Origin of the sequence: Bacillus sp. USDA818B3_A (genome assembly GCF_009928415.1) — a bacterium.
Taxonomy (GTDB): domain Bacteria; phylum Bacillota; class Bacilli; order Bacillales; family Cytobacillaceae; genus Neobacillus.
On the sequence record NZ_JAABNN010000002.1, the window covers coordinates 456,997 to 481,955 of the forward strand.

Below are 24,959 nucleotides of genomic sequence, written 5' to 3' on the forward strand. Positions count from 1 at the left end.
GGTTAAACGCTTTAATTTCTTTAAAGCTTCGTACTGGAAACGCTTCCTGATGTACTTAATTATAGAGTTATGAAACCCTTTACACTATCCGTTATTTGTTCAAAGCAGGTACCTAAATTGTCATTTCTGTTTTTTATGGTTCCTTTTTACTAGTTTCCCACAACAAAAAAAGGCAGGTTGATTCCTACCTAAAGGTGTTTTTGAGGAATAATCTCAAATAATTGTACTTCGTGAGCCTCAAGAGTTGCGGTTATAATGTAATTTTCTTCAATACGTACTTCACTTACTTGAAGTTTAGGCACACTTGAGTGAATTAAATAGCTTATTTCCTCCTCACTCATATGTTCAGGTGCACCCATTTCGACCCATTTATCAAAGGAACTTCCATGTTGTCTGTTTAGTTGGTACTGTTTTATTTTATAGGTTCCTTTTTTAAACTCATTTAAAACCATCTTAATTTCAATCGGTGATTGATTAAGGAATACATTGTAACGATTTTCTAAATCAATATTTGCATGCTGGTTCATACAATAGAGTCGATCATAATGACAATAATGATAAAGAAGAAGCTGATAGCCCCTTGAACTTTTTGTAAGGAAATAACCATCGCCTTGTGCAATCAGTTGATTCCCCAATTTACCTAGCAGTTGATAAGCGAAAAAAGCGGATTTTGGAATGTTATTGCGGGTAATTAGCCCTAATCCTCCATGAAAGTGGTTTTTTGAAGCTCTTCTTTCTTCAATTAAATCAGTTATCGTCCAATAGCCAAAGCTTTGAATGGTATCAATATTTTCCAAGAGATTTTTTACAATAAAGGCTGCTTTGAAGCTAGTATCATTCGTTAAATCTCGGTGATAGGCCGTAGAGTTCCATTCAGTAAGGTGAATTTCAATGTTATTTAAATGATTCTCTATCAACATTTGCTTGAGATCAGCTATCCGGTTTTTCAAGAATTGTTCATCTCTTGAAATATAACCGGATTCCATTGCATTTTCATTTGTTAAATTCTTTTTCTTATTTATATCCATTTCTTCATGTGAGTAATTATGGAAAGTGATAAAATCAGGAATACATTTTTCTCTTTTACAAAAATCTAAAAATTGCTGCAGCCAGTCACTGTTCTTTATGGAAACAATACTTGGTCCGCCTACCTTATAAAGAGGGTTGATTCCCTTAATGGTTTCATAAGTATTTTTATAAAGAATGCAATATTCTTCGAACGTCCCCCGCCAAAACACATAGAAGTCGGGCTCATTCCATACTTCAAAATACCATTGCAATACTTCTTCTTCTCCATAAAGATTCTCATAATGAAAAATAAACGCCTTTAAAAGGTTATTCCATTTCTCGATATCCTTTGGTTTACTGATGTTACTCTCTTTATAAAATACCGTTTCATCACTAGCGGCTAATTCTGATGGCATGAATCCTAACTCAACAAATGGCCTTACGTGAATGCTCCGCAAAAAATCGATTAACTTGTCTGTATAAAGAAAATTATATTCAGGAATTCCTTGCTCGTTTTCCCCATAAACCATCATCTCATCATCAAAAATTCCATGAAACCGCAGGTATTTAAAATTAGTTGCTTTTTTCACCTGCTTGAGCTGGTTTTGAATATCGGAATAAAGACATTCTTTGGCTTTACCAATGGTCATAAGATTCTTCCATGTATGGTTAAGTTTATCTACCTTTTCTTCTACATTAATTTTGATTGTCTTTTTCAAAATAGCTTTATGTTCAACTACTAATGATTGTTCTTTAGACGGCAAAAAAGCAAATAGCTGATCAAATGCTTGTGTTTTGTCTATTTCCACGTAGTTAGCAAGTGTCACCTTATTACTTTCCGTTTTCTTTGGTTCCATCTCCACCGCACGGCGATATTCGCTCGGCGTCTGATGATAAAATTCCTTAAAAGCCCGGTTAAAAGCTTTTACGCTTGCAAACCCATTATCAAGGGCAATCTGTGTGAGTGGAATATCGGTAAAGACAATATCTTTAACCGCATGATCAAGCCGGATGCTATCCACATATTTTGAAAATGCCATCCCTAAGTGTTTTTGGATGAACTTTGATAAATAATGCACAGACAAAAATTCAATCTGCGATAATTCATTCAAAGTAATCTGCTGCTTAAAATTGTCCTTTACATAGGAGGTAATCCTTAGTAAACGCTCGATATGCTTTTGGCTGGAAAGCTTGCTTTCCTTTTCTGTCTCTTCTTTAAAGTTTTTCATCAGCAAATAAACTAACTGAAAATAAAGGGACTTTATTTGTAATTCATAGCCTTCACTCTCTTTATTGATGACCCACATCATCTGGGCAAGCAAAGAACGCAGTTCATTAAACTCTGCTTGATGATGCTCATCATACAGAAAAGATTTACAAGAGAAAACGTAGGAATCGACTTTGATATTTTCTTTTAAATCAGGAATGGGCAGCTGAATCGTAAGTAATAAATTCTCATCTTGGTGCTGAATCGCATGAATATCGTTTGCATTAATAAGAAATACATCTTTTTCCTTTAATTCAAAGCGCTTATCGTTAACAGATACGCCAACTTTTCCTTTTAGAACAAAAATGATCTCAATACTGTCATGCCAATGGTTGGATACATAATCCACACTGTTTAAAAAAATATGCAGGGGAAGTTCTTTATTCATTTCAATGATTTCATAGGTAAAATTCATTTGGGTCACCCGTCTTAATTGAATTACTTATTTTATCTAGTATACATCCTTGTGTCGAAATATGTAAAAAAACAGACCGTTTGTGGTCTGTTAGTCTACAATTAATAATTTAACTTTTTTATCTTCAAGATCTCTTTTCGTTTCTTCATCTATTTTTGAATCGGTAATGATGCAATCGAGGTTTGAAACAGGGTTAATCCTTGAAAAAGCACGTGTTCCAAATTTACTAGAATCAACCATAAGAATGGTTTCATCAGCTATTTCCATCATCTGTTTCTTCAGTAAGGCTTGGGATTCATTAAAATCACTTAATCCTCTTTCTAAATGGACTCCTTTGCAGGAAAGGAATGCTTTATTCACATGATACATGCTGAGTGATCGTTCGGCTAACGGTCCGACATAGGATAAGGACTGAGCTAGCAATGTTCCGCCAGTCGAAATCACTTTGATTTGTTCTTTTTTACTGAGCTCAATCGCCACTTTGATTGAATTTGTCAAAACGGTTAGCGGCATATCTGGCAGTTCTTTGGCAACATACCATGCAGTGGTACTGGCATCTAACACAATTTGATCACCCGGCTCAATCAAACGAACTGCAGTCGCAGCAATCGCTTTCTTTTGTTCTGCATTGGTGATTTCTCTTTCTAAATAAGAAACCTCCCCTTGGTCCTTTTCAATACTAACCGCACCGCCATGGGAGCGCATTAGTAAGTTTTCTTTCTCAAGCTTTTCAAGATCCCGGCGAATGGTTTCTTCTGTTACAGAGAAAATCTTGCTTAGCTCCGTTACCCGAATGCTTAATCGTTCGTTTACCAATTCAACAATCTTTTTTTGTCTTTCTGCTACCAGCACTTGTTCTGCCCCTTTCTGACCCATACTTTTTATTTATGTTGTTTTATATTTGTTTTTTACTTATTCTCACTATAACTATAACATATTTTTTTGGAAAACAAACACATATAATACAAAAGCAAATATATTTTTGTTTTTTAAGCAAAAAAGGACAGGCACTCCACACGCATCTATCCTCAATCACATCAACCTATTTAAAATGGCTCCTTAGATGGAACTAAGAAGAGGACCTCACTTTACTGCTTTAACGCTTTATTAACAAATTTCGGGCCGGTATTAACAAAAATCCAAGAGATATTAACAAAATTTCATTCCGTATTAACAAAAATTGATACCTTATTAACAAAATTCCATTATTTATTAACAAATCCCCCTATAACGGCAAAAAAAGCCAATCACCTTAAAATGATTGACTCAAACTAGTTCCATTAGAAATTAGTCAAATAATTCATTTGTAAGCTTTTCTACTTCTCTTGAAATTTAGGAGCCAAGCCACTAGTTAGTTTCCGCAAGAAGAATAACTTCCTGATTTTTAAACCAGGCGAAGAATCGCTAGAAATAAAACTGAATTACCTACAACGATTTGTCATGAATATTACAACTGTTTTGTTATACTTCAGGGTTCAGGGCGTTTGTTAGATTTGGAAACAGGACAAGTCGATCCACTTTCGGCACATTCACTTTGTCAGCAGCTTCCAGGGAAAACATATTCTTTATTCATAGAGTCATCCGAACCTTGGTTTGAATTTCATATTAGTATCGGTGAATCTACCTTTCAATCACTTGCTTCATTAGAACTGTTAAATCTAGTAACTCCTGTTTTTGAATTAAACTTAAAACCCTATCTGGAGCAATGGTTCATCGATTTATTATTCCAGTTAAAAACAAACACAGCGGCTGAGCTTCCCGAAGTTCTTTTTAATACACAAAAATTATTAATTAATTTGCACAGGGAAAACATTGTGAATCAAAGCAAAGACATCGAAACGATCATTTCAGGGGCAAAACACATGCTATACGGGGATCTATCTTTGGAGGAGATTGCGGCATCTTTTCATATGAGTTATGAAAAACTTAGAAAATTATTTAAAGAATCTGTTGGAATTTCTCCGAAGCAGTATCGACTTCAAAGCAAATTTCATTTAGCTGAACGTCTATTGACAGTGGGCTATTCTGTTAAAAGTGTAGCCGGCCATGTTGGATATCAAGATCCTTATATTTTTTCAAGGCAATTTAAAAAATACATGGGGAAATCCCCTAGTGAATTTAAAAAGAAACCTGTAGATAGTAAAGAAATTAAGTAAAAGCCAAAAAGAGCACCTCAGTTAGTGCTCCTTTTGGTTTCACTTTACTGCTTTAACGCTTTATTAACAAATTTCGGGATGATATATGCCAGTCAATTCTATATCCTCTTAAGCAACCTTAATCACTGTTTCCTTATTGCCTAGTTCACTCCTATGCCCATGCGAAATAACTTATAAGTGTATTCTAGAAATAACCCTCCCATTTTATGGGAAAGTAACAAATAATGATATAATGAATATACAAACTATAAGAAAGTGGTGATTTTATTGCCTCCAATCAAAGGGAACTCCGTTAGAAGACGGAGAAGTGAAGAAGAACGCAGAGCAGCAATAGAAGTAGCAAAAGAAATCCTAAAAGACCCAAGAATGAGAGCCACCCTTATTAGCAAACATCCCCGACTTAACCGACACTATCTTGAAGAAGAACAAGAGGAGGTTTTAGATGTGGCACCTTCAGTTGACAAGAAACCAGAATGGAATCCAGAAGAAGCATTAAAGATTTTGGATAGTCTATATGGAAAAGCAATTGAAATAAATGAAGATCCTCAAGAATTAGAGGATATAGCAAACAGAAATTATAAGTGGAGGACAAGTGAAGGTGAGTAAGTATGTAATGTTCGATAATAACATGTATATTTATCAATACCAAGGCTACGATGAAGCACAAAGTGCCATTACAGATTATATAAAAAATGGCTATATACCTATTATGTCCTCCATTGTAGCCATGGAGTTTCTTTCAAATGCCAGTTTAGAAAGGAATCCTATTCAAAAAATGCACAGAGAAATGTACCTTGCAACTGTTGCTGAAATTGTTCCTGTTGACAAGGTAATTGCATTAAAAGCAGCTGAACTCAGAAGAAAATATCAATTGAATGATGAAGAAATTGAAGCTCCTGATGCTCTTATTGCTGCTACTGCTATTGTAAAAGGAGCAATTTTAGTGAGTAATAATGATCAAGATTTTGAGTTTGCTAAAACACTAGGATTACAATATCATAATCCTATTACAAGTCAATCAAGATTAAATACATATCTTAAAAGTTTAAGAAAATAAAAGCAGGAGAATAACTCCTGCTTTTATTAATGAAATCCGCTCCGAGTTGTTTTTGTATAGAGTATAGGCCAAAAAGAGCACCTCAGTTGGTGCCCCTTTTGATTCACTTTACTGCTTTAACGCTTTATTAACAAATTTCGGGGCGATATTAACAAAAATCCAAGAGATATTAACAAAATTTCATTCCGTATTAACAAAAATTGATACCTTATTAACAAAATTCCATGAGTTATTAACAAATCCCCCTACAACCGCCCAAAAAAGCCAATCACGACAGGTGATTGGCTTTCATCTATTTATTTTACTAGAACAGCATCCAATTCCAGCGTTTTTAACTCCTCAATAATGGCTTTAACCTTATCCCCTGTTAGATTTGCCTCCTCCAATTCCGCCAATTCTTTCAAGCTTCTAGCTTTTGTTGAAAAAATAGCAGGCGGTTTGGTGATACCAGGGGCATATTTCTCTAAAACACCCACTGCATCATTATAATCGAGGAAATCAATAATTGGCGTATCGGCAGTAAAGTTTGGTCTCAACCCACTCTCGTTTCGGTACCTAAAGTGATACGATCCAGAACCCACTGTTAGCCGCACTCCCTCTACTGTCTCCATATATGAATGGATGTCCACTGAAACCAATGGTCTATTTCCTTCCAGTACATCAGCAAGACGCGCTTTAGGTAAAAGGATTTCAGCTGTTGTATTAGCAGGAATTTCAACCTCTATTTCTACCATTTGATCTGTAAGGTGCCAGGATGATAAAATTCTTCCATACATGGATTCAAAGGCCGCCTTTGCTTGAGTAAACGAAATCCCTGCAAATTTTGGTTCGATTTTTATTTTCTTATAGGCTGGTAGAGTTGAATCCATATCAATCCCTGCTACGACTTTATACATCCAATTTCCAATCGAACCGTATGCATAGTGATTGAAGGAATTCATTTGGTCACTCCAGAACGAACCATCTTGCTTAATACTATCCCAATGCTCCCAAACAGTGGTAGCTCCTTTTTTAACTTGGTACAACCAGGATGGGAAATCATCCTTCATTAATAATTTAACGGCTGTTTCATGATATCCGCCTTTTGAAAGAGCTAAACTAATATATGGTGTTCCAACAAATCCTGTATTCAAATGATAATCATTTTGTATGAGCAGTTGGTTAAGCTCATAGGCTGTCCGTTGTTTGGCTTTTCCTTCCACCATATCAAACATGAGCGCAATGACATGGGCTGTTTGGGTTGGAGATACCAACCTGCCTGATGGAGAAATAAATTCCTGATTAAATTGTTCGATTATTTTATCCAATAGGAAACTATATTCCTGAACTTCATCTGATTTCCCAAGGACTTCTGCTGCATCTCTGAGAATCCTAGTTGAATGGGCATAAAAGACGGTGGCAATAAAATCTCTTGCTGTAGCACCAACAAAGCTATTTTCTTTTGCATCAAGGGCTAACCAATCACCGAAATGGAAGCCAGTGTTCCATAGGTATTCGTTCTTGCCCTGCTTGCGGATATATTCTACCCATGCCTTCATACTGTCAAATTGCTCAGCAAGTACACGTTTATCTCCGTAAGTCTGATAAACGGTCCATGGTATAATCGTCGCTGCATCTCCCCAAGCCGCAGAACCTTTTCCACCTTCTACATTCGGAATGACAAATGGTACATTGCCATCTGGAAGCTGATCGGCTTTTAAATCTTTGAGCCACTTAGTAAAAAATGGACCACCATGATAATTGAATAGAGCTGTTGGAATGAAGACTTGTGCATCCGCCGTCCACCCCAGCCGTTCACTGCGCTGCGGGCAATCTGTTGGTACATCTAGGAAGTTTCCTCTTTGCCCCCAAACAATATTTTGCTGAAGCCGATTCACCATTGGGTCGGAACACTCAAATTCGCCTGTTCTTTCCATATCCGAATGAATCACTTCACCAACAAAGTTTTCAAGTGGCAGACCATTTTCCTGACCTGGATATCCTTCCACTTTTACATAACGAAAGCCTTGGAATGTAAAATGTGGTGCATAGGTTTCTGTATCTTCACCTTTGGTAATATACTCTACTTTTTGCTTTGCAAATTTTAGATTGCCAAAGTAAATATTTCCGTCTTTATCTAGAACCTCGGCATGCTTTAACACAATACGAATTCCTGCAGGAGCATGCACTTTAAAGCGAATTCTCCCCACCATGTTTTGACCCATGTCTATAATGGTATCACCCGCTGGGGTTACAAACGTGTCTATTGGTTTCAACACTTCAGTTACACGAGTTGGGTAGTTTTCTTGTGCAACCAATTGGGTAATTGGCATTTCTTGAATGATTGTGCCGGTCCAATCCTGATCATTAAAGTTGGATTGGCTCCAGCCCTCTTTTTCAAGCCTTGCATCATACGCTTCGCCATGGTAGATTTCTGAAAAAAGAATCGGTCCTGTGGATGCTTTCCAAGTGTTGTCCGTTACAATGACCTCTTCTGTCCCATCGTTATAGGTTACATGGATTTGAAAGAAAGCCGCCCGTCTATCACCATAAATATTCCGATTGTCTTCCCTGACAAGGTTTCCTTTATACCAGCCATCTGCCAGCATAATTCCAATCGCATTGGAACCAGCTAGAAGCTGCTCAGTTACATCGTATGTCTGATACTGCAGCCGTTTATGATAGCTAGTCCATCCCGGAGCAAGTAGTTCATCACCTACGCGTTCTCCGTTCAAATATAATTCATACAAACCAACACCAGTGCCATAGATACGAGCTGATGTAATTCCAGTCTTTAGTTTAAATTCTTTTCTTAGGAGAAAAGCAGGCTCGCTGAGTGGATCGATTTCCTCAGGATCCGGAGTAATCCATTCTGCCTTCCATTCTTCAGGAGATAACAACCCTGTTTCCCACCAAGCTATTTCACTCCATTTAGATTCACGATCAAAGTTATCCCAAACCTTAACACGGTAAAAATACCTTTTGCGTGGAAGTAAATCAGGCCCGCCATATTCAATATGAATCGATTCATCTGTCAGAATCATGCCTGTGTCCCATAACAAATCTGAAAAATCGTCATGATCGACTGTCACTTGAATCTGATAAGCCTTTTGCATGGTTCCTCGTTGATCAGATTGAATTTTCCAGCTGATACGCGGTCTATTTATATCAATCCCCATAGGATTCACTCGATATTCACATGTTAAGGCTTTAGCTTTTAACTCTGCCATATAAAATTCCCCTCCATCAATCAATTCATCTAGTTGCTCTTTTCAAGTGTTGGCATAAACAATATTCTATAAAATTAATAACAGCTGGATTCTTTTCTCACTAAGCACTCAATCAAACGTTATTATCATTATAGCAAGCGTTTCCAACCTTTTTAATAGTAAAATCAAAGAGTTTTTTGCTTGATTCAAAGATTGTTTTTTGTAAATAAAGAAACCGCCCATAAGCGGTTTTAAATTTCTATAAACTTTTATTTGCGTTCTCTCTATATTCTTTTGGAGTTTGAAGGAAAATCTCATTAAATTTTTTATAAAAAAAGGACAGACTTGAATAGCCTACTTCTTCGGCAATTTCAGGGATTGGACTGTCAGAGTTAGCTAGATAAGCCGCAGCTTTATTCAACCTTTGAATTTGAAGGAGATCTACAAAGGACTTACCAGTTGCCTTTTTGAGTACAGCTGAAATATAGTTCGGGTGATATTTAAATTTTTCTGCCATTTTCGATAGGCTGCAGTCTTTATAATGGTCTTCAATATATTTTAGAAAATCAAAAATGTTATCTTCTTTTTTCAGTGTTTCTGTCAACACGTTAGTTGATCTGTTGGTTTGTCGGATTAACTCCGTAAACATTATAAAAAAATAAGCATCAATAATTTCTGTTGTAAAAGCATCTTTTTCAAAATACTCGCCCATAATCTGTTCCATGATTCCAACAATATTGGATTGTTCCTCAAAGGGAAAGTAAAGAAAATTATTGGCTCTTCGGCTGTCGATGATCGAGTCGATAAGAAACTTTGAGATGATACTTTTATTATTAAAACGGCCAATGAACCCCGATGACAAGTAGTCATGTTTTAGTTTTATTTCTATTATAATATCTTTTTCAGAAGTCTCTTTAACAGTGTGAGGTGTGTTTTTATCAATCATAATAATTCCACCCTCAGAAATGTGTATTTCGTTATTCCTCAGAACCACATGACAATTTCCCTTATAAACATAAATTAGTTCAATATATTGATGGATATGCAGTGGAACATGAACGTTAGGAGGACGAAGGGAAATGAAAATATTATCTTCAATCGGATTGATATTGGAATCAAGATTGAAGATCATGTTAAATTCATAAACCGGCTCACCATTTACTTCATCTATTTGTTTTGGATTATAAGTGTTTTTTATAACTTTCCAATCTGGTGGTTGTAATTTGTTTTTTGCAAGCAAAACCTCTCTCAATTCTTTACTATTCATATATTCTCCTACCTTAGAACCAGATTAATATTTAAGAAATTATTGTACTTAATATTAACATATCTTTTAAAGAACACATTGAAAATGATTTAAAAAATGGGATGAATGTTTAACATTCATCCCCATTGAAAATTCAACTATTAAATCACTATTTCATTTGAAGAGTCTTGATTGTTTGCTTTTGCTGATCCCATTTCAGGAATTGGCAAGACTACAACAGCTGATAGGATAGAGAAAACAGCCAATACCAAGAAGAAGAGCGTATAGCCATCTCCACCGAACAATTTTACTCCAAGTGCGATTAAGGCAGGTGCGGCAAAGGTTACTAATGTTGATGATAAACTTGTTGTTGTATTCATAATAGAGATATCTTTTGCTGCACTCTCTTTGGAAGGGAGAATTCGGTTTACAAGGGCATTGTCCACTGCTCCATACATTCCAAAACCAAAATTGAAAATAAAGTTTCCAACAACTACCCAGGTAATATTTGACGAAAAGGCAAAGGCGATTAAACAAAGGCCTGTGACAAGGGCTGCCCCCATAACAAACGGCTTTTGTTTTTTCACTTTATCTGATAAGAATCCACCAAGAATTCCAGCCACAACCATTAGCATGATTGCAGGAGCCGTAAGAGCCATTAATTGAAAAATCTTTGTTTCACTTAAGTGAAATCTTGTAATATAGAACAAGGTTAACATGCCCATTCCAGCATTTGAAAAATTAATAAATAACTTTGTTAATAGTGCCCAAGTATAGGAAGGGTGTTGTTTAAAGCTTGGATAAAAGCCACGCATTCCAATTGACTTTTTCTCACTTTTTCCAGCGCCTGCAAAATAGTTATCTTTAATAAGAAGAGCAGCTACTATTCCACCAATCAGCTGTACAATAATGATTGTAATCATCTTTTCTTCAAGAGTAGATTTTGCAAAGGCTCCCATAACCATTTGTCCAGTCATAACGAAGGCTGGTGCAGCAGCACCGATTAGTCCGGAAACTCGTCCAAACTTCTCTGGTTCTACTTGTTCAGGAACAATCGCATAGCAGGAAAGTGAAACCATACCGTAAAAGAAATTCACTAGACAGATAGAAATAATAAACATCGGAATGGATGCAGCAAAGGTAAGGGCTAACATAGATAGTGCCCCGCCAATACTCCCCGCAATCATCCAAAACCTTCTTCTGCCCATTTTCAATCGGGTTTTATCTGCAATCACTCCGCTAAAAAGTCCGAAAATGACAACTGCAATACCAGAAATACCAGTGGCAGTAGCAAAGGCAGCGGTCGCATGCTCTTGTCCAACTATTCTAATAACAATAAATGTAGAAAGGCCAAAACTTAATAATACTAATGGTGCGATCGAAGTACCAACTCCAAGCATTGCCGCGATTACCAACCTTACAAAAGGCGTCTTTTTCAACATACTATTTTCCATAAATCTAACCCCCTCCAATATTTTTTAAAACTTTGGGATCGAACAATTAGTCGTTATCCTTGTTTCAATCCCCCCTCTTTTGTAAACTAATTATAGCAAGCGTTTTCATTTGCGATAATACTGAAATCAAAGCAATATATTACTTGATTCAAAGATATTACTTGCCCCCGAGATGAACTCGGGAGCCCAAGAAGTTTATTTCAATACAGTTGTGTTCATTTGTGCCATACTTCCTAAATAACGAGCACTTTCCTTTACCTTTCGTTCCTGTGTAGTGCGATCCACTTCTATCAGGCCAAATCTCATGGAATAGCCAGATTGCCATTCATAATTATCAAAAGTGGTCCAGTGAAGGTAACCTCTAACGTCAATTCCTTCGTCTATACAAGTCTGAACACCTTCTAAAGCTTTACCGATGAATTCTACCCTGCGGGTGTCATCATCAGTAGCAATACCGTGTTCCGTAATCATAATTGGAATGGATAAATCTTTTGAAACCTTGCGGATCACGTTTGCAAGAGCTTCAGGATAAAATTCATATCCCATTTGGGTAAGTTCTGCCCCTTCAGCAGGTCTCACTTGTCCTTCAGGTCCGTATACTTCTCTAGTGTAATTCTGAAGTCCGAAGAAGTCATCTCCCTCTAACATCGGTAAATATTGTCTAAAATAACTATGCCATTTCTGTGCAGCCAATTCCTCGCCGCCGGGGATAGACTGAACATCTGATAGAGCCATTGATAAACCTACTTTGGTATTAGGCTGTATTCTCTTAATTGCCTCACGTGCCTTCTGATGAGTTTCCTTTAATATTTTAATAGAGGACTCATCAGAAATCATATGGAACGTAAAGTAGTTTTCAATGGTGGTTCCGCACAATTTAGCAGCAGACTCTCTCCATTTTGGAGCTACCCAAGCATCTCTATCAATCCCAACTGGCGGGATAAAACCAATCTTCGAGAAAATCTCGCGCAGCATAACTGGAAGGTTGATTTCATTCATGGTCAATGCGTATGGGATTAGGTGCCCTAATTCACGAAAGACCACTTCACAATATTTAGCAAACCGATCAGGAACCTCTGGGCTCGCCCATCCTCCCAGTCTCATTAGCCACTTAGGTGAGGAAAAGTGGTGCATAGCCACTACCGGTGTGATTCCGTGTTTGTGACAGGTTTCAAGAACATCCCGATAATGCTCGATTGCTGAACGTGAATATTGTCCTGGTTCCGTTTCGACTCTGGACCATTCAATGGAGAACCGGTATGTGTTCATACCTAGGCTGGCCATTAGAGCAATATCTTCTCGATAAAGCCGATAATGATCAATGGTATCCCCTGATTTGTCTTTATATGGCGAGCCATCTGCATGCTCTTCTGCCCAGAAGTCGCTGTTGTAATTATTCCCTTCTACTTGATATGCTGCTGTTGTTGAACCCCAAAGAAAATTCGATGGAAATTGTAATCCCATTTTAAACACTCCCTGTTTTCTTTATCCTGCTGATTACCTATATTGTAGCAAGCGTTTTCAAGTTATTTAATAGTAAAAACAAAGAGGTTTATTGCTCGAATCAAAGATTTTAACACTTTTGCAAAAAAAAACGCTGATCAGGCGACTCAGTCGTTTTCTCGATCGATGCTTTTAGCAATTAATTCCAAGAGGACATTCACATACAATATAAATAGGGATAGTATAAACTATCCCTTTAAAAAACAATAAACCAGCATTTTTATAATTGAATGGTCCTTGAATTAAACCAGTTCCTCCTATAACTCTAGTATTCTATATATTAAATGACTGTAGAGTTTTTATTTTTTACAACTTTTAAATCATCTCTGTTCAATAGGTCATTTAATTTTTCAGAACCCCAAAACATCATTGCAATAAAACCTGCAATAACAAACGGGAAGATACCTATTGTTGAGTGTCCTGCAATGAAACCAAGAAGAGGGGGCAGGAACGTACTTCCTGTATAAGCAACAGCCATTTGATATCCCATAATTGTCTGAGAATGTTTTTTTCCAAATCGGATGGGTGTTTCTTGTAACACCCCTGGGAAAATAGGTGCTAATCCTAGACCGACCATAATAAAACCTACAAGCGAGAATGTGGACGGCAATGGCAGGAATAGCAGTGCTGCACCAGCTAACGCAATTATTTGTCCCATCCGAATGAGAGTGCGGTTACTAACCTTCAGGGTAATAAATCCTGTTATTAATCTTCCAATTGTAATTCCTGCATAGTATAAGGAAACCCACTTTGCTGCGACATCTACAGATAATTCTTTTACATTTACTAGGAAACTGCTTCCCCATAGTCCCACAGCTGCTTCTGCGCCACAGTAAAACAAAAAAGATAGTAAGGCTAACTTAACACCCCTAATTTGCATAGGTTTGATATTAGCCTCTACTTCATCTAATCCACTATTTGAGCCTTCTAGTTCTTCAGTTGAAATACCATTGTTGTTTCCTCCAAGCTTATTCCATAATGGTAAAGTGAAGAATAGAATAACAACTAATAAAAACTGAAGTCCAGCGATGGCAAGATACCCGCTTCTCCAAGAATTTTGTCCCGAAATAAACTGAGCCATAATTACAGGACCTAGTGTAGCTCCAACTCCCCAAAAACAATGAAGCCAGCTCATGTGGTGTGCCTTGTAATGTGTAGCTACATAATTATTTAATCCCGAGTCAACTGCACCTGCACCTAACCCAAGTGGTATGGCGCAAATAAACAGCCAAATGATTGAAGGAGAAAAGTGAAAGCCAAGCAGTGCTCCGGCTGTCATTAAACAACTGACAAATGTGACAAGGCCCGTTCCAAAGCGTTTAAGTACAGATCCACTAGCAAAACTGGAAATAATCGTTCCTCCAGCAGTTGTCATAAAAAGCAATCCGGCTGTCTCAAGTGGTGCTCCCAGTTCCGATCGCATCAAAGACCATGACACTCCCAACAATGAATCAGGTAAACCTAAACTGATAAAAGCCAAATAGATAATTATTAAAAAGAATGTAGCCAGGATAAATCCCCCTTACAATTTTCATAATTTAAGTATTGATTTTAGTTGCTTATCGCGGTGAACATGCGTTCAAGACTAAGACTTTGTAAACCAAATAGATAGTCTTGTTTCCAATCACTCATTGTAAGTTCTGGAAGATGTTCTGGCGGAATATACTTTGAGCTTCGTTTTAATATCTCATTTAAAGTATTTTGATTGACTTCATCATTGCAAAAAATAATGGTATGTGGGTTAATGATCGCTGCAAATGCGGCTACTAACCTGCTGATAGCATCGAACTGGTTTGCCTCACCTATCAATGCCTTCTTAGTATGGGTTCCTTTTACAAAAGCCTGTCCAAAGTTCTTTTCATCATACTGCGGGACAAAAGAAACCTCTCCTGAAAAATTAGTGCTGCCTCGCACGACAACTCCATTTACGATAATTCCTGCACCTGGACCATTTTGACCTGAATATAGATAAATCAGCGATATATTTTTCTTATTTTCCTTGCTATCGTGATAGCCAAGTACTGCCGCATTCATATCGTTCTCTATTACTACAGGTATAGAGAAGTGATTTTCCATGTATCCCTTCAAGTCAAAATTTTCAAGATGCTCATAACCTGGGATATAAATGATCCTTCCATTATTTACGGAACCAGGTACACCAATAGCGATTGAACCGATCTTCGGAAATTTTGCTATTATTTTTTCAACACACTCGGTTAATAATTTTAAACCTTCATCTACTAATACACTTAAAGTTTTTCCCGCATCCTTGACTTCTCCCAAGCAGTTAAAAACAATATAAATTGTCTCCGTTCTCTCTAAAAAGATAGCCAGCCCTAACATGTACTCTGGGTTGTATCTATACCTTTTCGCCCTTCTCCCTCCGCTTGAATCATCAAGACCAGCTGATATAACTTCGCCATCCTTTTCCATCTGAATAAGGAATTTACTGATTGTAGGGAAACTAATTCCTAATTTATCGCTAAGTTCAACTTTTGTTGCACTTTCGAGTTCTAAAAGTGATTTACGGATACCGCGAAGAATTTCCATTCCCATTGCTTTTGGAGTAGTATTCACAATCCTCACCACCTATTTATGTAAACTTATTAAACCTCTTTAATAAGTATGGAACAAAAAACTTATTAAAGAGGTTTAATAAGTGATGTTAATAATATATCACATAGAATTACCGTAAACAATGCAGGATTTTAAAAAAAAAAACGCTAACTATACTATGTAGAATTCTTTTTTTCTAAAAAAGAAGACCCAAAAAGGAGTCTATAAACCTCCTATTTGAGTCTTCCCCCCAATAAATCTACTTATCTTTTTAATAAAACCTCTTGCTCATATGCTTTTACTTCTTCTAACCAAGACTCTTTTACTGGAACACCCATTTTTTCGCAATAGTAATCCCAAACAGCACCAAATGGATAGGTCTTGAATTCTTCCATTAACGCTAATCTTTCAGTGAAGTTGCCTTCTTCTTGAAGCTGTTTTAAATACTCGTTTGGAACTAACAAAGCAGATAATAATGCCTTGATCATGTTGCGAGTTCCAATTGTCCAAGCAGCCACACGGTTGATGCTGGCATCAAAGAAGTCAAGTCCGATGATGACACGGTCTAGTGCATCATTACGTACGATTTCCAATGCGATTTCTTTTAGTTCATCATCTAAAATAACAACATGGTCACTGTCCCAACGAACAGGTCTTGAAACGTGAAGGGCAAGCTTTTCGCTAAATAAAAGCATGGATGAAATCTTGTTAGATACTGTTTCTGTTGGATGATAGTGGCCTGTATCTAGTAGGCATAATTTATCATTCTTCATTGCATAGTTAAGATAAAATTCATGAGAACCAACTACATAAGATTCTGAGCCAAGTCCAAATACTTTACTTTCTACAGCATCAAGATTGTATTTTTCATCTACTTCCACTGCAAAAATCTTATCTAATGACTCTTTTAATCTTCTTCTTGGAGTTAACCGGTCACTTGGAATATCCTTATAGCCATCTGGAATCCAAATATTTGTTAATGCTGGTGTACCTAATTCTTTACCGAAGTACTCACCAATTTTGCGGCTGCCGATACAGTGGTTAATCCAGAATTCACGAATTTCTTCGTTTGGATGTGAAAGTGTTAAGCCATCATCTGCTTTTGGATGGGAGAACAAAGTCGGATTGTAATCTAATCCTAAACCATTTTCCTTTGCCCAGTTCACCCAGTTTTCAAAGTGCTTTGGTTCTAATTGATCTCTTTCGACTACTTCTCCATTTGTTTCCGCATAAATGGCATGCAAATTAACTCGATGTTTACCAGGAATTAAGGAAAGTGCTTTTTCTAAGTCAGCTCTTAATTCTTCAGGTGTTGACGCTTTACCAGGATAATTTCCAGTAACGGAAATTCCGCCTGATAATTCTTTTTGATTTACTTCAAATCCGCCAATATCATCGCCTTGCCAGCAATGAATGGAGACAGGAACATTTTTTAATTTTTCGATGACTTCATCAACATTAATTCCCCATTTTTCATAAGCCTTTTTAGCAAGTTCGTAGTTTTCTTGAATTGACATGTCATTCTTCCTCTCTATCTGTTAGTTTGTAATCGGTGCAGTGGGCAAATATTTTTTCACTTCAAATGAATTTTTCACAATTAAACGAGCTTCTTTAATATCTTGGATTTCATCAAGCGCCATTAACTGGGCCACGATATTGCCAATGGCAGTCGCTTCAACAGGTCCTGCATATACTTCTTTTTTCGTTACATCAGCAACCAATTGGTTCAACATTTCGTTCTGACAGCCGCCGCCGATGACATTGATTTTTTCAAATCGCTTTTCAAAGATTTCTTCGATTTCGTTAACGGCATCCTGATAGCTGACTGCTAAACTATCATATACGCATTTAGCTACTTCTCCAGGAGTACTAGGAACCGGCTGGCCTGTTTCGACACAGTAGTTCATGATTTCTTGAATCATGTTTTCAGGTTTTAGGAAACGGTCATCGTTAACGTTCACCACAGCTTTGAAGTCCTTTGCCTCTCTAGCTAAATCAACCAGCTGTGCAAAAGAATATTCATTATTGTAGTTGCGTCTAACTTCTTGAATCATCCAAAGTCCCATAATATTTTTCAAGAAGCGGTATTGATAATCGATTCCGCCCTCGTTGGTGAAATTGTAGTCGAGAGCCTTGGTAACACAGATTGGGAAGTAGTTTTCTACTCCAATCAGCGACCAAGTACCAGAACTGATATAGATTGTCTCATTTTCTTCTGGTACGGCAATAACAGCTGAACCTGTATCATGTGTAGCCGGCAGAATCACTTGCAAGTCAAAGCCTAACTCTGAAACTAGTTCTTCTTTTAAGTTTCCGAGGATCGTTTTAGGTGTCTTAATTTCATGGAACATTTCTTGATTGATTCCTAAAATATCCAACAAGTCATGATCCCATTTTTTCGTAAAAGCATTGACTAGCTGCGTTGATGTCGCATTGGTGTATTCGTTTGCTTTTTTACCTGTAAGCAAATAATTAAAGTAATCCGGAATCATTAAGAATGATTTTGCTTGGTCTAGAATTTCCGGTGAATTTTGTTTAATGGAAAACAATTGATAAATGGTATTAAACTTTTGGAACTGGATGCCTGTTTCTAAGTACAGACGCTCCTTCATGATTTTTTCAAAGACCTGTTCCATCATACCGTCTGTTCGAGGGTCACGATAGGAAACCGCCTCTGTTAATGGTTGATCGTTTTCATCTAGTAACACAAAGTCAACGGCCCATGTATCGATTCCGATACTATCTGGCTTTATGCCGAGTTCATTGCACTTTTTCAAGCCATTTTTGATTTCTTGAAAAAGCTGGTCTGCCTCCCAGCAATAGGAGTCACCTTTTTTTACAATTTTGTTTTCAAAACGATGTATTTCTTCTAATTTTAATAATCCATTTTCTAACCAGCCTAAAATCAACCGGCCGCTTGATGCACCAATATCAACAGCAATACTATATTTTGTCATTTACATCACCTCTCGGTTGGAAACGCTTACTGATATATTTATATAATACTAGAAAATGAGGATTTTCCTATAACTTTATTCAACCAATTTATTGTCCTTATTTGCATTTACATCTCATTAAGGCTCTGTTATTATTCAATATTGATTTTCGTGCAGGTGAGATTTCATAGGAGGAGAATTTCCGGCTAATGTATTTAGAGGAGGTTTAAGAAGCAGATATAAGCGGAGATATTCCGATTAACCGATCTAAATAAGCCAATATCCAAAGATTTGGACCATATAAACGGAAAAACTTCCTTTATTCATAAGGAAATATGGGTATTTCCCTATTTAAACGGAATTTTGCCGTTTATTTTTCAAACCCAGTCAATTCAGTTACAACAGAGCCATAAAAAAACACCACAGAATCGGTCTGTGATGTTAAATCATTAGCTTTTGTATTTCAACTGGTGAATTCCCCAAACAAGGAACCCTAAAACAATCAGCATTCCTCCTGTTAAGCACACTCCCTGCCACTGCCATAGATTCCAGGCATAGCTGCCAAGAGATGACCCCAGTGAACCGCCTAGGAAATAGGTTACCATAAAAACAGTATTTAACCGGCTTCTCGCCTCTGGAACCAAACTATAAATTCTTGTTTGGTTGGAGACCTGTGCCCCCTGAACACCTAAATCTAACAGAATAACGCCAGTAACTATTCCCCAGACAGCAGACCCTAAAAATCCAAAGAAAAAATAGGAAATCAACGTAATGATAATGAAGATACCTACCATTGACTTTGGGCTAAACCGATCAGCTAAACGTCCTACAAAGGGAGCGGCCGCAGCCCCGATAACACCAACTAAACCAAATAAACCAGTCACTTCACTTCCAAAGTGAAACGGTGCTCCCTCTAAATAAAATGCAAGCGAAGTCCAGAATACGCTAAAACTCCCAAATAACAATCCTCCCACTAAAGACACTTCTCGTAACGTTGGCTGGGTTACAATAAATTCACCTAAAGATTTTAATACTTGGCCATACGTCAGGTTTGCTTCAGGATAACTTCTCGGCAGGAATTTTCGCAGGATGATTGCTAATGCTAACATTAACACTGCAGCAACCCAATACATCATCTGCCAGCCAAGGCTGCCTCCAATAAACCCTGCTACTGTACGGGCGAGAAGAATACCAAAAAGTAACCCGCTCATCACACTTCCAATTACTTTTCCTCTTTCCTCCGGCCCCGCCATCTGTGCTGCGAGTGGAATAATTACCTGAGGTACAACAGTAGTGATTCCCACAGCCAGACTAGCCACATAAATCCAAAGGAGGGTTTGTGCTGTAGCAACACCAACGAGAGAAATCGTTACAGCAGCCAACAAAATGGTTATAAGCTGACGGCGTTCTCTCATATCTCCTAATGGCACAAATAAAAACATTCCAATGGCATAACCAATTTGTGTAAACATCGAAATGTTTCCTACTTGGTGGGAGCTAGCATGAAAGGTCCGTCCCATATCAGCAAGAAGAGGTTGATTATAGTAAAGGTTCGCAACAGCAAGCCCACATGTAATGGACATCAGTAAGACCAGTCGTTTTGTAAGGATCTTCCCTTTTGGATTATTCCCTTCAATCTCTATTACATTGTTTGTCATTTTGTATTTCTCCCTATCCTTAAGACTAATAAAAAAAGTCTTCCATGAGTAGGAGGACTCTTTACATTGCGGCATTTTTTGACCCTGTAGAGGCAACAGTTTTAACAGATGGCATATTCGCAATAAAAACACCGAGTAATACCAAAATACCGCCAATGATTTGATTGATCGAAATGTGATTTCCTAAAATAAAGTGGGATGCAAGAATAGCGACAAAAGGCTGGATATTCATAAACATTGAAGCTGTACCAGCTCCGACTTTCGCCACCCCTTTATTCCACCAAAAGCCTGCAACTCCTTGGGCCATAATCCCCGCAAAAATTAGCAATACCCACATAAAAAGAGAATGACTAATCACAGAGCCGCTCACCAAATTTTCGACTCCTGCAGCAGGAATCATCAATACACTTCCCAGTACGGTAGAATAAACAGTAATAATAAAAGTGTTCATGGTTTTCGCTAAACCTCGGATAAATAATATACTAATCGAGAGGCAAAGCATGGCGATTAATATGTTAAAATCACCCCATGAAATTCCCAAAGCTCCATTTGCAACACCAATAATTGAAAAAACACCAATTAAACTAATCATGGCTCCTGCCGATTTTTTTATCGTAAACTTGACCTTAAAGATGATTCGTTCCAATAAAATTGTTGCTATCGGTGCCAAGGAAATAATTAATGAGGCATTAGCTGGTGTTGTATGGTGGAGACCCGTAAAATAGAAAGTTTGGTTTAACAGGGTTCCAAAGATTCCAACACCAATGAGGTATTTCCACTCTGAAACGGTAGGACGCATCATACCCTTATGAATCAAGGCACAGATAATCAAAAAAAGTGAGGTAAAGCAAATTCTAACGGTGGATAATAAAACAGGTGAAAATCCTTGCAGTAAGTAGGCACTGATTGGATAATTACAGCCCCACAAAACAGATACCAAAAAGAGACTAATAAAGGCTTTTATTGTACTAGACATTTAAATAAACAACCTTTCTAGGATGTTATGATTTGCAACATTTAATAGTATAGCATGGTATTTCGCGTAGCGAAAGATTATAAAAGGGATTTTCCCTATATTTATAGTGTTTAATGTTTATACCTCCATACTTACAGTCTATCCCTAAATATCCATTTTGTATGACTACTTTATTAAAGGATAAGAAATTGATAAACTATATTTATGATAGGATTCATCAACAAAGGAGGGTGAACTTACTTGGAAACTACCATAATCGAGAAACAATTGAGGGAAATGAGTGACTATGAAAAAAAATATTCCGGCACTGCTGAACACCCAAAACATTACTCCCACTTAGAAGGCTCGGAACTTACTTTTTCTCAAGAAGTTCAAGGACTCGATATTGTACCAGTAGATTATTTTTTTAAACCTGATCAAAATGTTGTATTTTTAAAGCACCCTCGTTTTATTAAATTCACCGAGCATAGACATTCCTTTATTGAAATGAACTATGTTTATTCAGGTACTTGCACACAGTACATTAATGGCAAAGAGGTGATCCTTAAGGAAGGAGATCTTTGTTTGCTTGATACAAATGTTATGCACGGAATTGAAAGCGCCTCCGAGAATGATATTATTATAAATATCATGATTCGAACCAGCTATTTTGATTCGGCCCTGCTTCAAAGACTGTCAGGAAATGATTTATTAACCGATTTTTTTGTTAACGCCATTTACCAACAAAAGAAGGACAGCCGCTATATCATTTTTCCTAAGGGTCAAAACAATCGATTAAAAGAATTTATCCTCCAGGCTCTGGGAGAATTTAAACAGACGCAGCTTTGCTCCAATGAGGCCATCAATTCCTATATGCTCTTAATTTTTACGGAGCTGTTAAGGTCTTATAATAGTTCATCAAATCTCAAGGAAGAACCAACCTTTAAAAAGGCGGTTATCTCGGATATTTTAAGTTATATGGAACAGAATTATCAGACTATGACATTAGAGACCACCGCCGATAGATTTCATTTTCATCCAAACCATTTAACAAGACTACTTAAGACCAATTTAGGCAAAACATTTATTGAACTTTCCCATCAGCTAAAAATTAAAAATGCTTGTACACTAATTGAGAATACGGATTTAACCATTGATCAGATTGCTAATAAAGTCGGGTATACCAATATTACGTTTTTCTATAAATCATTTAAAAAGATTCATGGAGTTACTCCAGCTGAATATCGTAAGAAAAACAGCGAAAGCCCTACTCATTTGTAAAGTAGGGCTTTTGTCCTTTTTCAGATATATAACAGCTAAAACTATTAAACATTCACTTTAATATTCTTCAGTCTAACATCTAGCTCATTTCGCATCTGGCAGTTACTTCAGCTATAGTGTTAAAAGGCTTCAACTGCTTTCTCGAGGAACGGATACTTCAAGCCAGCTCCCATCACTTGGTATCGGAGCATCCTTATCATTTAATCTGAGTACCCCCTGACCATGAGTAGCCCTTACACGTATCTTTTCTTTATCCATATAAATTTCTACATCCCCAGTGCCCATTGGTACCGTTCCCTGAATCCATTCAAGCCCACCAAGATGTGGTTCTACGACAAAAGTTTCGTAGCCGGCGCTAAGGGGTCTGACGCCGAGGAAGTATTTCCCAACGAGATAAAGAGGGCTTGCGCCCCATGCATGACATAGACTTTTCCCGTACGGCATTCCGTACATGCCAAAATGCTCTCTTCCCTTCTGCTTTGGATCGTATTCTTCCCAGAAGCTTGTTGCCCCTAAATCAAGCATACCACCCCAATAATTCAACATCTCGGCAAGAACAAAATCATGCTCACCCACTTCGCACAATGCAGCGAGTTCGTAGAAACGCATGTATGGAGTCTTGATTCCCTGTACGCTTGGATTTAGCATTACATTTTGCTTGACACTCTCTGTTTGTTCTTTGTCCAGATATCCAAACATAAGAGCAAATATATTAGGATATTTAGTAACCTTGTCGCTTAAGATTCCTTCGTGGCGGTTGTGTACTAAGCCACCCTGGTTTTCATCCCAGAAAATATTCATGATTTTGGCCTTTAGTTCATCCGCCAGCTTACGGTACTTCAAAATTTGCTTCTGATCTCCTACTAGCTCGGCTACAAGCGCCATTGTCTCCAAGCTTCGGCACAATAGCAGCTGCACAGTACTCACTTCTCCGAGATTATCGATATCAGCCCAATCTACAAACACCCAGTCTTCTTCAATACCTTCCATCATTCCTTCGCCATTGCGGCGTCCTAGACAGAAATCCATCAATGAAACCATTCTCTCGTACTGCGATTGTACGAAATCCACATCATCAGTATAGAGATAGTAATCGTAGATACCCGAAAACCAGTACAAGCTGTAATCAAGAATCGTATTCATATGGACGACGACCGGATCCTTCCCTCTTAGTGCAATAAGGGTACGCTTCACCACGTCACGATCAAAGAAGCTGTAATAATTCATCAGGAAGGATTGATACGCATCCCCAGACCACACCCAACGGTCACGCTTGATGCCATCGAAGAAAAATTCACGTGTATTCAGATGAAACGTATACTGTGATGTTTCCCATATGTCATTTAGTCGTTGGTTGGAGCTTCGGAAGCTACCGCGGTATTCGACTGGCAGGTATTCATAATACATGGAGATAGACTCAACCTGAAAATCCTTTAACTCCGGTACAAGTTGGACAAAGCGAAAAGCTCGTGGTTCAGGTAATACATAGGACTCATCTTGGAGTCCTTCTATATCTATTTTGTCCAGTAGAACACAATGTTCACGATCTTCCGCCTCTTCTCTTGATTCCCCATAGTAAATTGTAAGGTTACTTCTAACACTTAAACCGTTCAATTGAAGATACCCAAATGTCTCTTTACCAAAATCAACAAACCACCCATCCACAGTTTTTTCAACACTAACCGGTTGCTGTGTTTTGGTAGCCAATCGGTATTGAGAAGGTGGTTTGCTAGAGACATTAAAGGCTTCTTCCCAACTACCGACAGGGTACCATCGTTTGTCAAAACAGGATACTCTCCAATTGCCGTTTGTATTGACATGCTCTCCTTCAATGTACAGAGCCGGGGCACTTACGTCATTATAGACAGTAACACTTATTTCATGTTTGCCCGCTGGCAGCAGAAGACGATGATTGTTAGATCTATAATTGTCCTTGCCATCTAAAAAAAAGGCAAATCGACCATCTGCAGTGATAGAAACTTCCTCGGGTTGATCCAATTCATACGTATAGGTAAAAATAACAGAGCTATAATGCCGATCTAGTCGCCAATAAGCAGGATAAATCACCCCACGAGATTGACGTCGTATGGATATTTGCTCATGAAGCCATACTTCCCAATCTCCGGGATACCATATCCAGTATGAGCTTTTTATATTCATATCCTTATTCAAGTCGTCCTCTCCCAACAATCAAGATATATTTTGTGTTTGACTTTTTTCCAATCTTTAATTTTTTAAATCAATTACGCTTTTTTACCCCTTTCCTAAAAGGCCGACCG

Annotated in this window: 17 protein-coding genes; 4 read left to right on the forward strand and 13 right to left on the reverse strand. The window is 37.6% G+C overall.

The annotated features are described in order from the left end of the window. Window positions 1–188: 188 nt before the first annotated feature. Both GXK58_RS05280 and GXK58_RS05285 read right to left on the reverse strand, forming a co-directional pair. On the reverse strand, window positions 189–2,690 hold the full coding sequence (locus GXK58_RS05280; RefSeq protein WP_160720535.1) for a GH39 family glycosyl hydrolase: 2,502 nt from the start codon (window positions 2,688–2,690) through the stop codon (window positions 189–191). A gap of 90 nt (window positions 2,691–2,780) precedes the next feature. Further along, the gene (locus GXK58_RS05285; RefSeq protein WP_160720537.1) at window positions 2,781–3,542 is read right to left on the reverse strand and encodes a DeoR/GlpR family DNA-binding transcription regulator; all 762 of its coding nucleotides are present in this window, start codon (window positions 3,540–3,542) and stop codon (window positions 2,781–2,783) included. 632 nt (window positions 3,543–4,174) lie between these two features. On the opposite strand from GXK58_RS05285, the gene GXK58_RS05290 reads away from it, so the two are divergent. The 3 genes from GXK58_RS05290 to GXK58_RS05300 all read left to right on the forward strand — a co-directional run bounded on the left by GXK58_RS05290 (window position 4,175) and on the right by GXK58_RS05300 (window position 5,903). After that, window positions 4,175–4,846, forward strand: a complete 672-nt coding sequence (locus tag GXK58_RS05290) for a helix-turn-helix domain-containing protein (RefSeq protein ID WP_160720538.1) — start codon at window positions 4,175–4,177, stop codon at window positions 4,844–4,846. Window positions 4,847–5,113: 267 nt separating this feature from the next. Then, the gene (locus GXK58_RS05295; protein ID WP_160720540.1) at window positions 5,114–5,452 is read left to right on the forward strand and encodes a hypothetical protein; all 339 of its coding nucleotides are present in this window, start codon (window positions 5,114–5,116) and stop codon (window positions 5,450–5,452) included. Beyond that, window positions 5,445–5,903, forward strand: coding sequence for a type II toxin-antitoxin system VapC family toxin (locus GXK58_RS05300; protein WP_160720541.1), 459 nt, complete (start codon window positions 5,445–5,447; stop codon window positions 5,901–5,903). Before GXK58_RS05295 ends, GXK58_RS05300 begins: the two co-directional genes overlap by 8 nt. A 296-nt stretch (window positions 5,904–6,199) precedes the next feature. Here GXK58_RS05300 and GXK58_RS05305 read toward each other — a convergent pair whose 3' ends face one another. From GXK58_RS05305 to GXK58_RS05350, 10 genes are all read right to left on the reverse strand, one after another. Further along, a complete protein-coding gene (locus tag GXK58_RS05305; RefSeq protein WP_160720542.1) occupies window positions 6,200–9,112 on the reverse strand; it encodes an alpha-L-rhamnosidase in 2,913 nt (970 codons plus the stop codon). A gap of 238 nt (window positions 9,113–9,350) precedes the next feature. Then, the gene (locus GXK58_RS05310; RefSeq protein WP_160720544.1) at window positions 9,351–10,358 is read right to left on the reverse strand and encodes an AraC family transcriptional regulator; all 1,008 of its coding nucleotides are present in this window, start codon (window positions 10,356–10,358) and stop codon (window positions 9,351–9,353) included. 140 nt (window positions 10,359–10,498) lie between these two features. Further along, window positions 10,499–11,791: an MFS transporter gene (locus tag GXK58_RS05315; RefSeq protein ID WP_160720546.1), complete on the reverse strand. Its 1,293-nt coding sequence runs from the start codon at window positions 11,789–11,791 to the stop codon at window positions 10,499–10,501. A gap of 195 nt (window positions 11,792–11,986) precedes the next feature. Beyond that, window positions 11,987–13,255, reverse strand: a complete 1,269-nt coding sequence (locus tag GXK58_RS05320; RefSeq protein WP_160720548.1) for a glycoside hydrolase family 1 protein — start codon at window positions 13,253–13,255, stop codon at window positions 11,987–11,989. Window positions 13,256–13,574: 319 nt separating this feature from the next. Further along, a complete protein-coding gene (locus GXK58_RS05325) occupies window positions 13,575–14,804 on the reverse strand; it encodes an MFS transporter (protein ID WP_160720887.1) in 1,230 nt (409 codons plus the stop codon). A 41-nt stretch (window positions 14,805–14,845) separates the two neighbouring features. Then, the gene (locus tag GXK58_RS05330; protein ID WP_202171303.1) at window positions 14,846–15,850 is read right to left on the reverse strand and encodes an ROK family transcriptional regulator; all 1,005 of its coding nucleotides are present in this window, start codon (window positions 15,848–15,850) and stop codon (window positions 14,846–14,848) included. 263 nt (window positions 15,851–16,113) lie between these two features. Further along, complete coding sequence (gene rhaA / locus GXK58_RS05335; protein WP_160720552.1) at window positions 16,114–17,367, reverse strand: L-rhamnose isomerase; 1,254 nt, start codon at window positions 17,365–17,367, stop codon at window positions 16,114–16,116. 21 nt (window positions 17,368–17,388) lie between these two features. Next, window positions 17,389–18,807, reverse strand: coding sequence for a rhamnulokinase (rhaB, locus tag GXK58_RS05340; protein ID WP_160720554.1), 1,419 nt, complete (start codon window positions 18,805–18,807; stop codon window positions 17,389–17,391). 428 nt (window positions 18,808–19,235) lie between these two features. Then, a complete protein-coding gene (locus tag GXK58_RS05345; protein WP_160720556.1) occupies window positions 19,236–20,444 on the reverse strand; it encodes an MFS transporter in 1,209 nt (402 codons plus the stop codon). A 61-nt stretch (window positions 20,445–20,505) separates the two neighbouring features. Then, a complete protein-coding gene (locus GXK58_RS05350; protein ID WP_160720558.1) occupies window positions 20,506–21,420 on the reverse strand; it encodes a DMT family transporter in 915 nt (304 codons plus the stop codon). Window positions 21,421–21,660: 240 nt separating this feature from the next. Here GXK58_RS05350 and GXK58_RS05355 point away from each other — a divergent pair, with 240 nt between their 5' ends. Beyond that, a complete protein-coding gene (locus tag GXK58_RS05355) occupies window positions 21,661–22,680 on the forward strand; it encodes an AraC family transcriptional regulator (RefSeq protein ID WP_160720560.1) in 1,020 nt (339 codons plus the stop codon). 129 nt (window positions 22,681–22,809) lie between these two features. Here the strand turns inward: GXK58_RS05355 and GXK58_RS05360 are convergent, their stop codons facing one another. After that, window positions 22,810–24,852, reverse strand: coding sequence for an alpha-L-rhamnosidase-related protein (locus tag GXK58_RS05360; protein ID WP_160720562.1), 2,043 nt, complete (start codon window positions 24,850–24,852; stop codon window positions 22,810–22,812). Window positions 24,853–24,959: the final 107 nt, after the last annotated feature.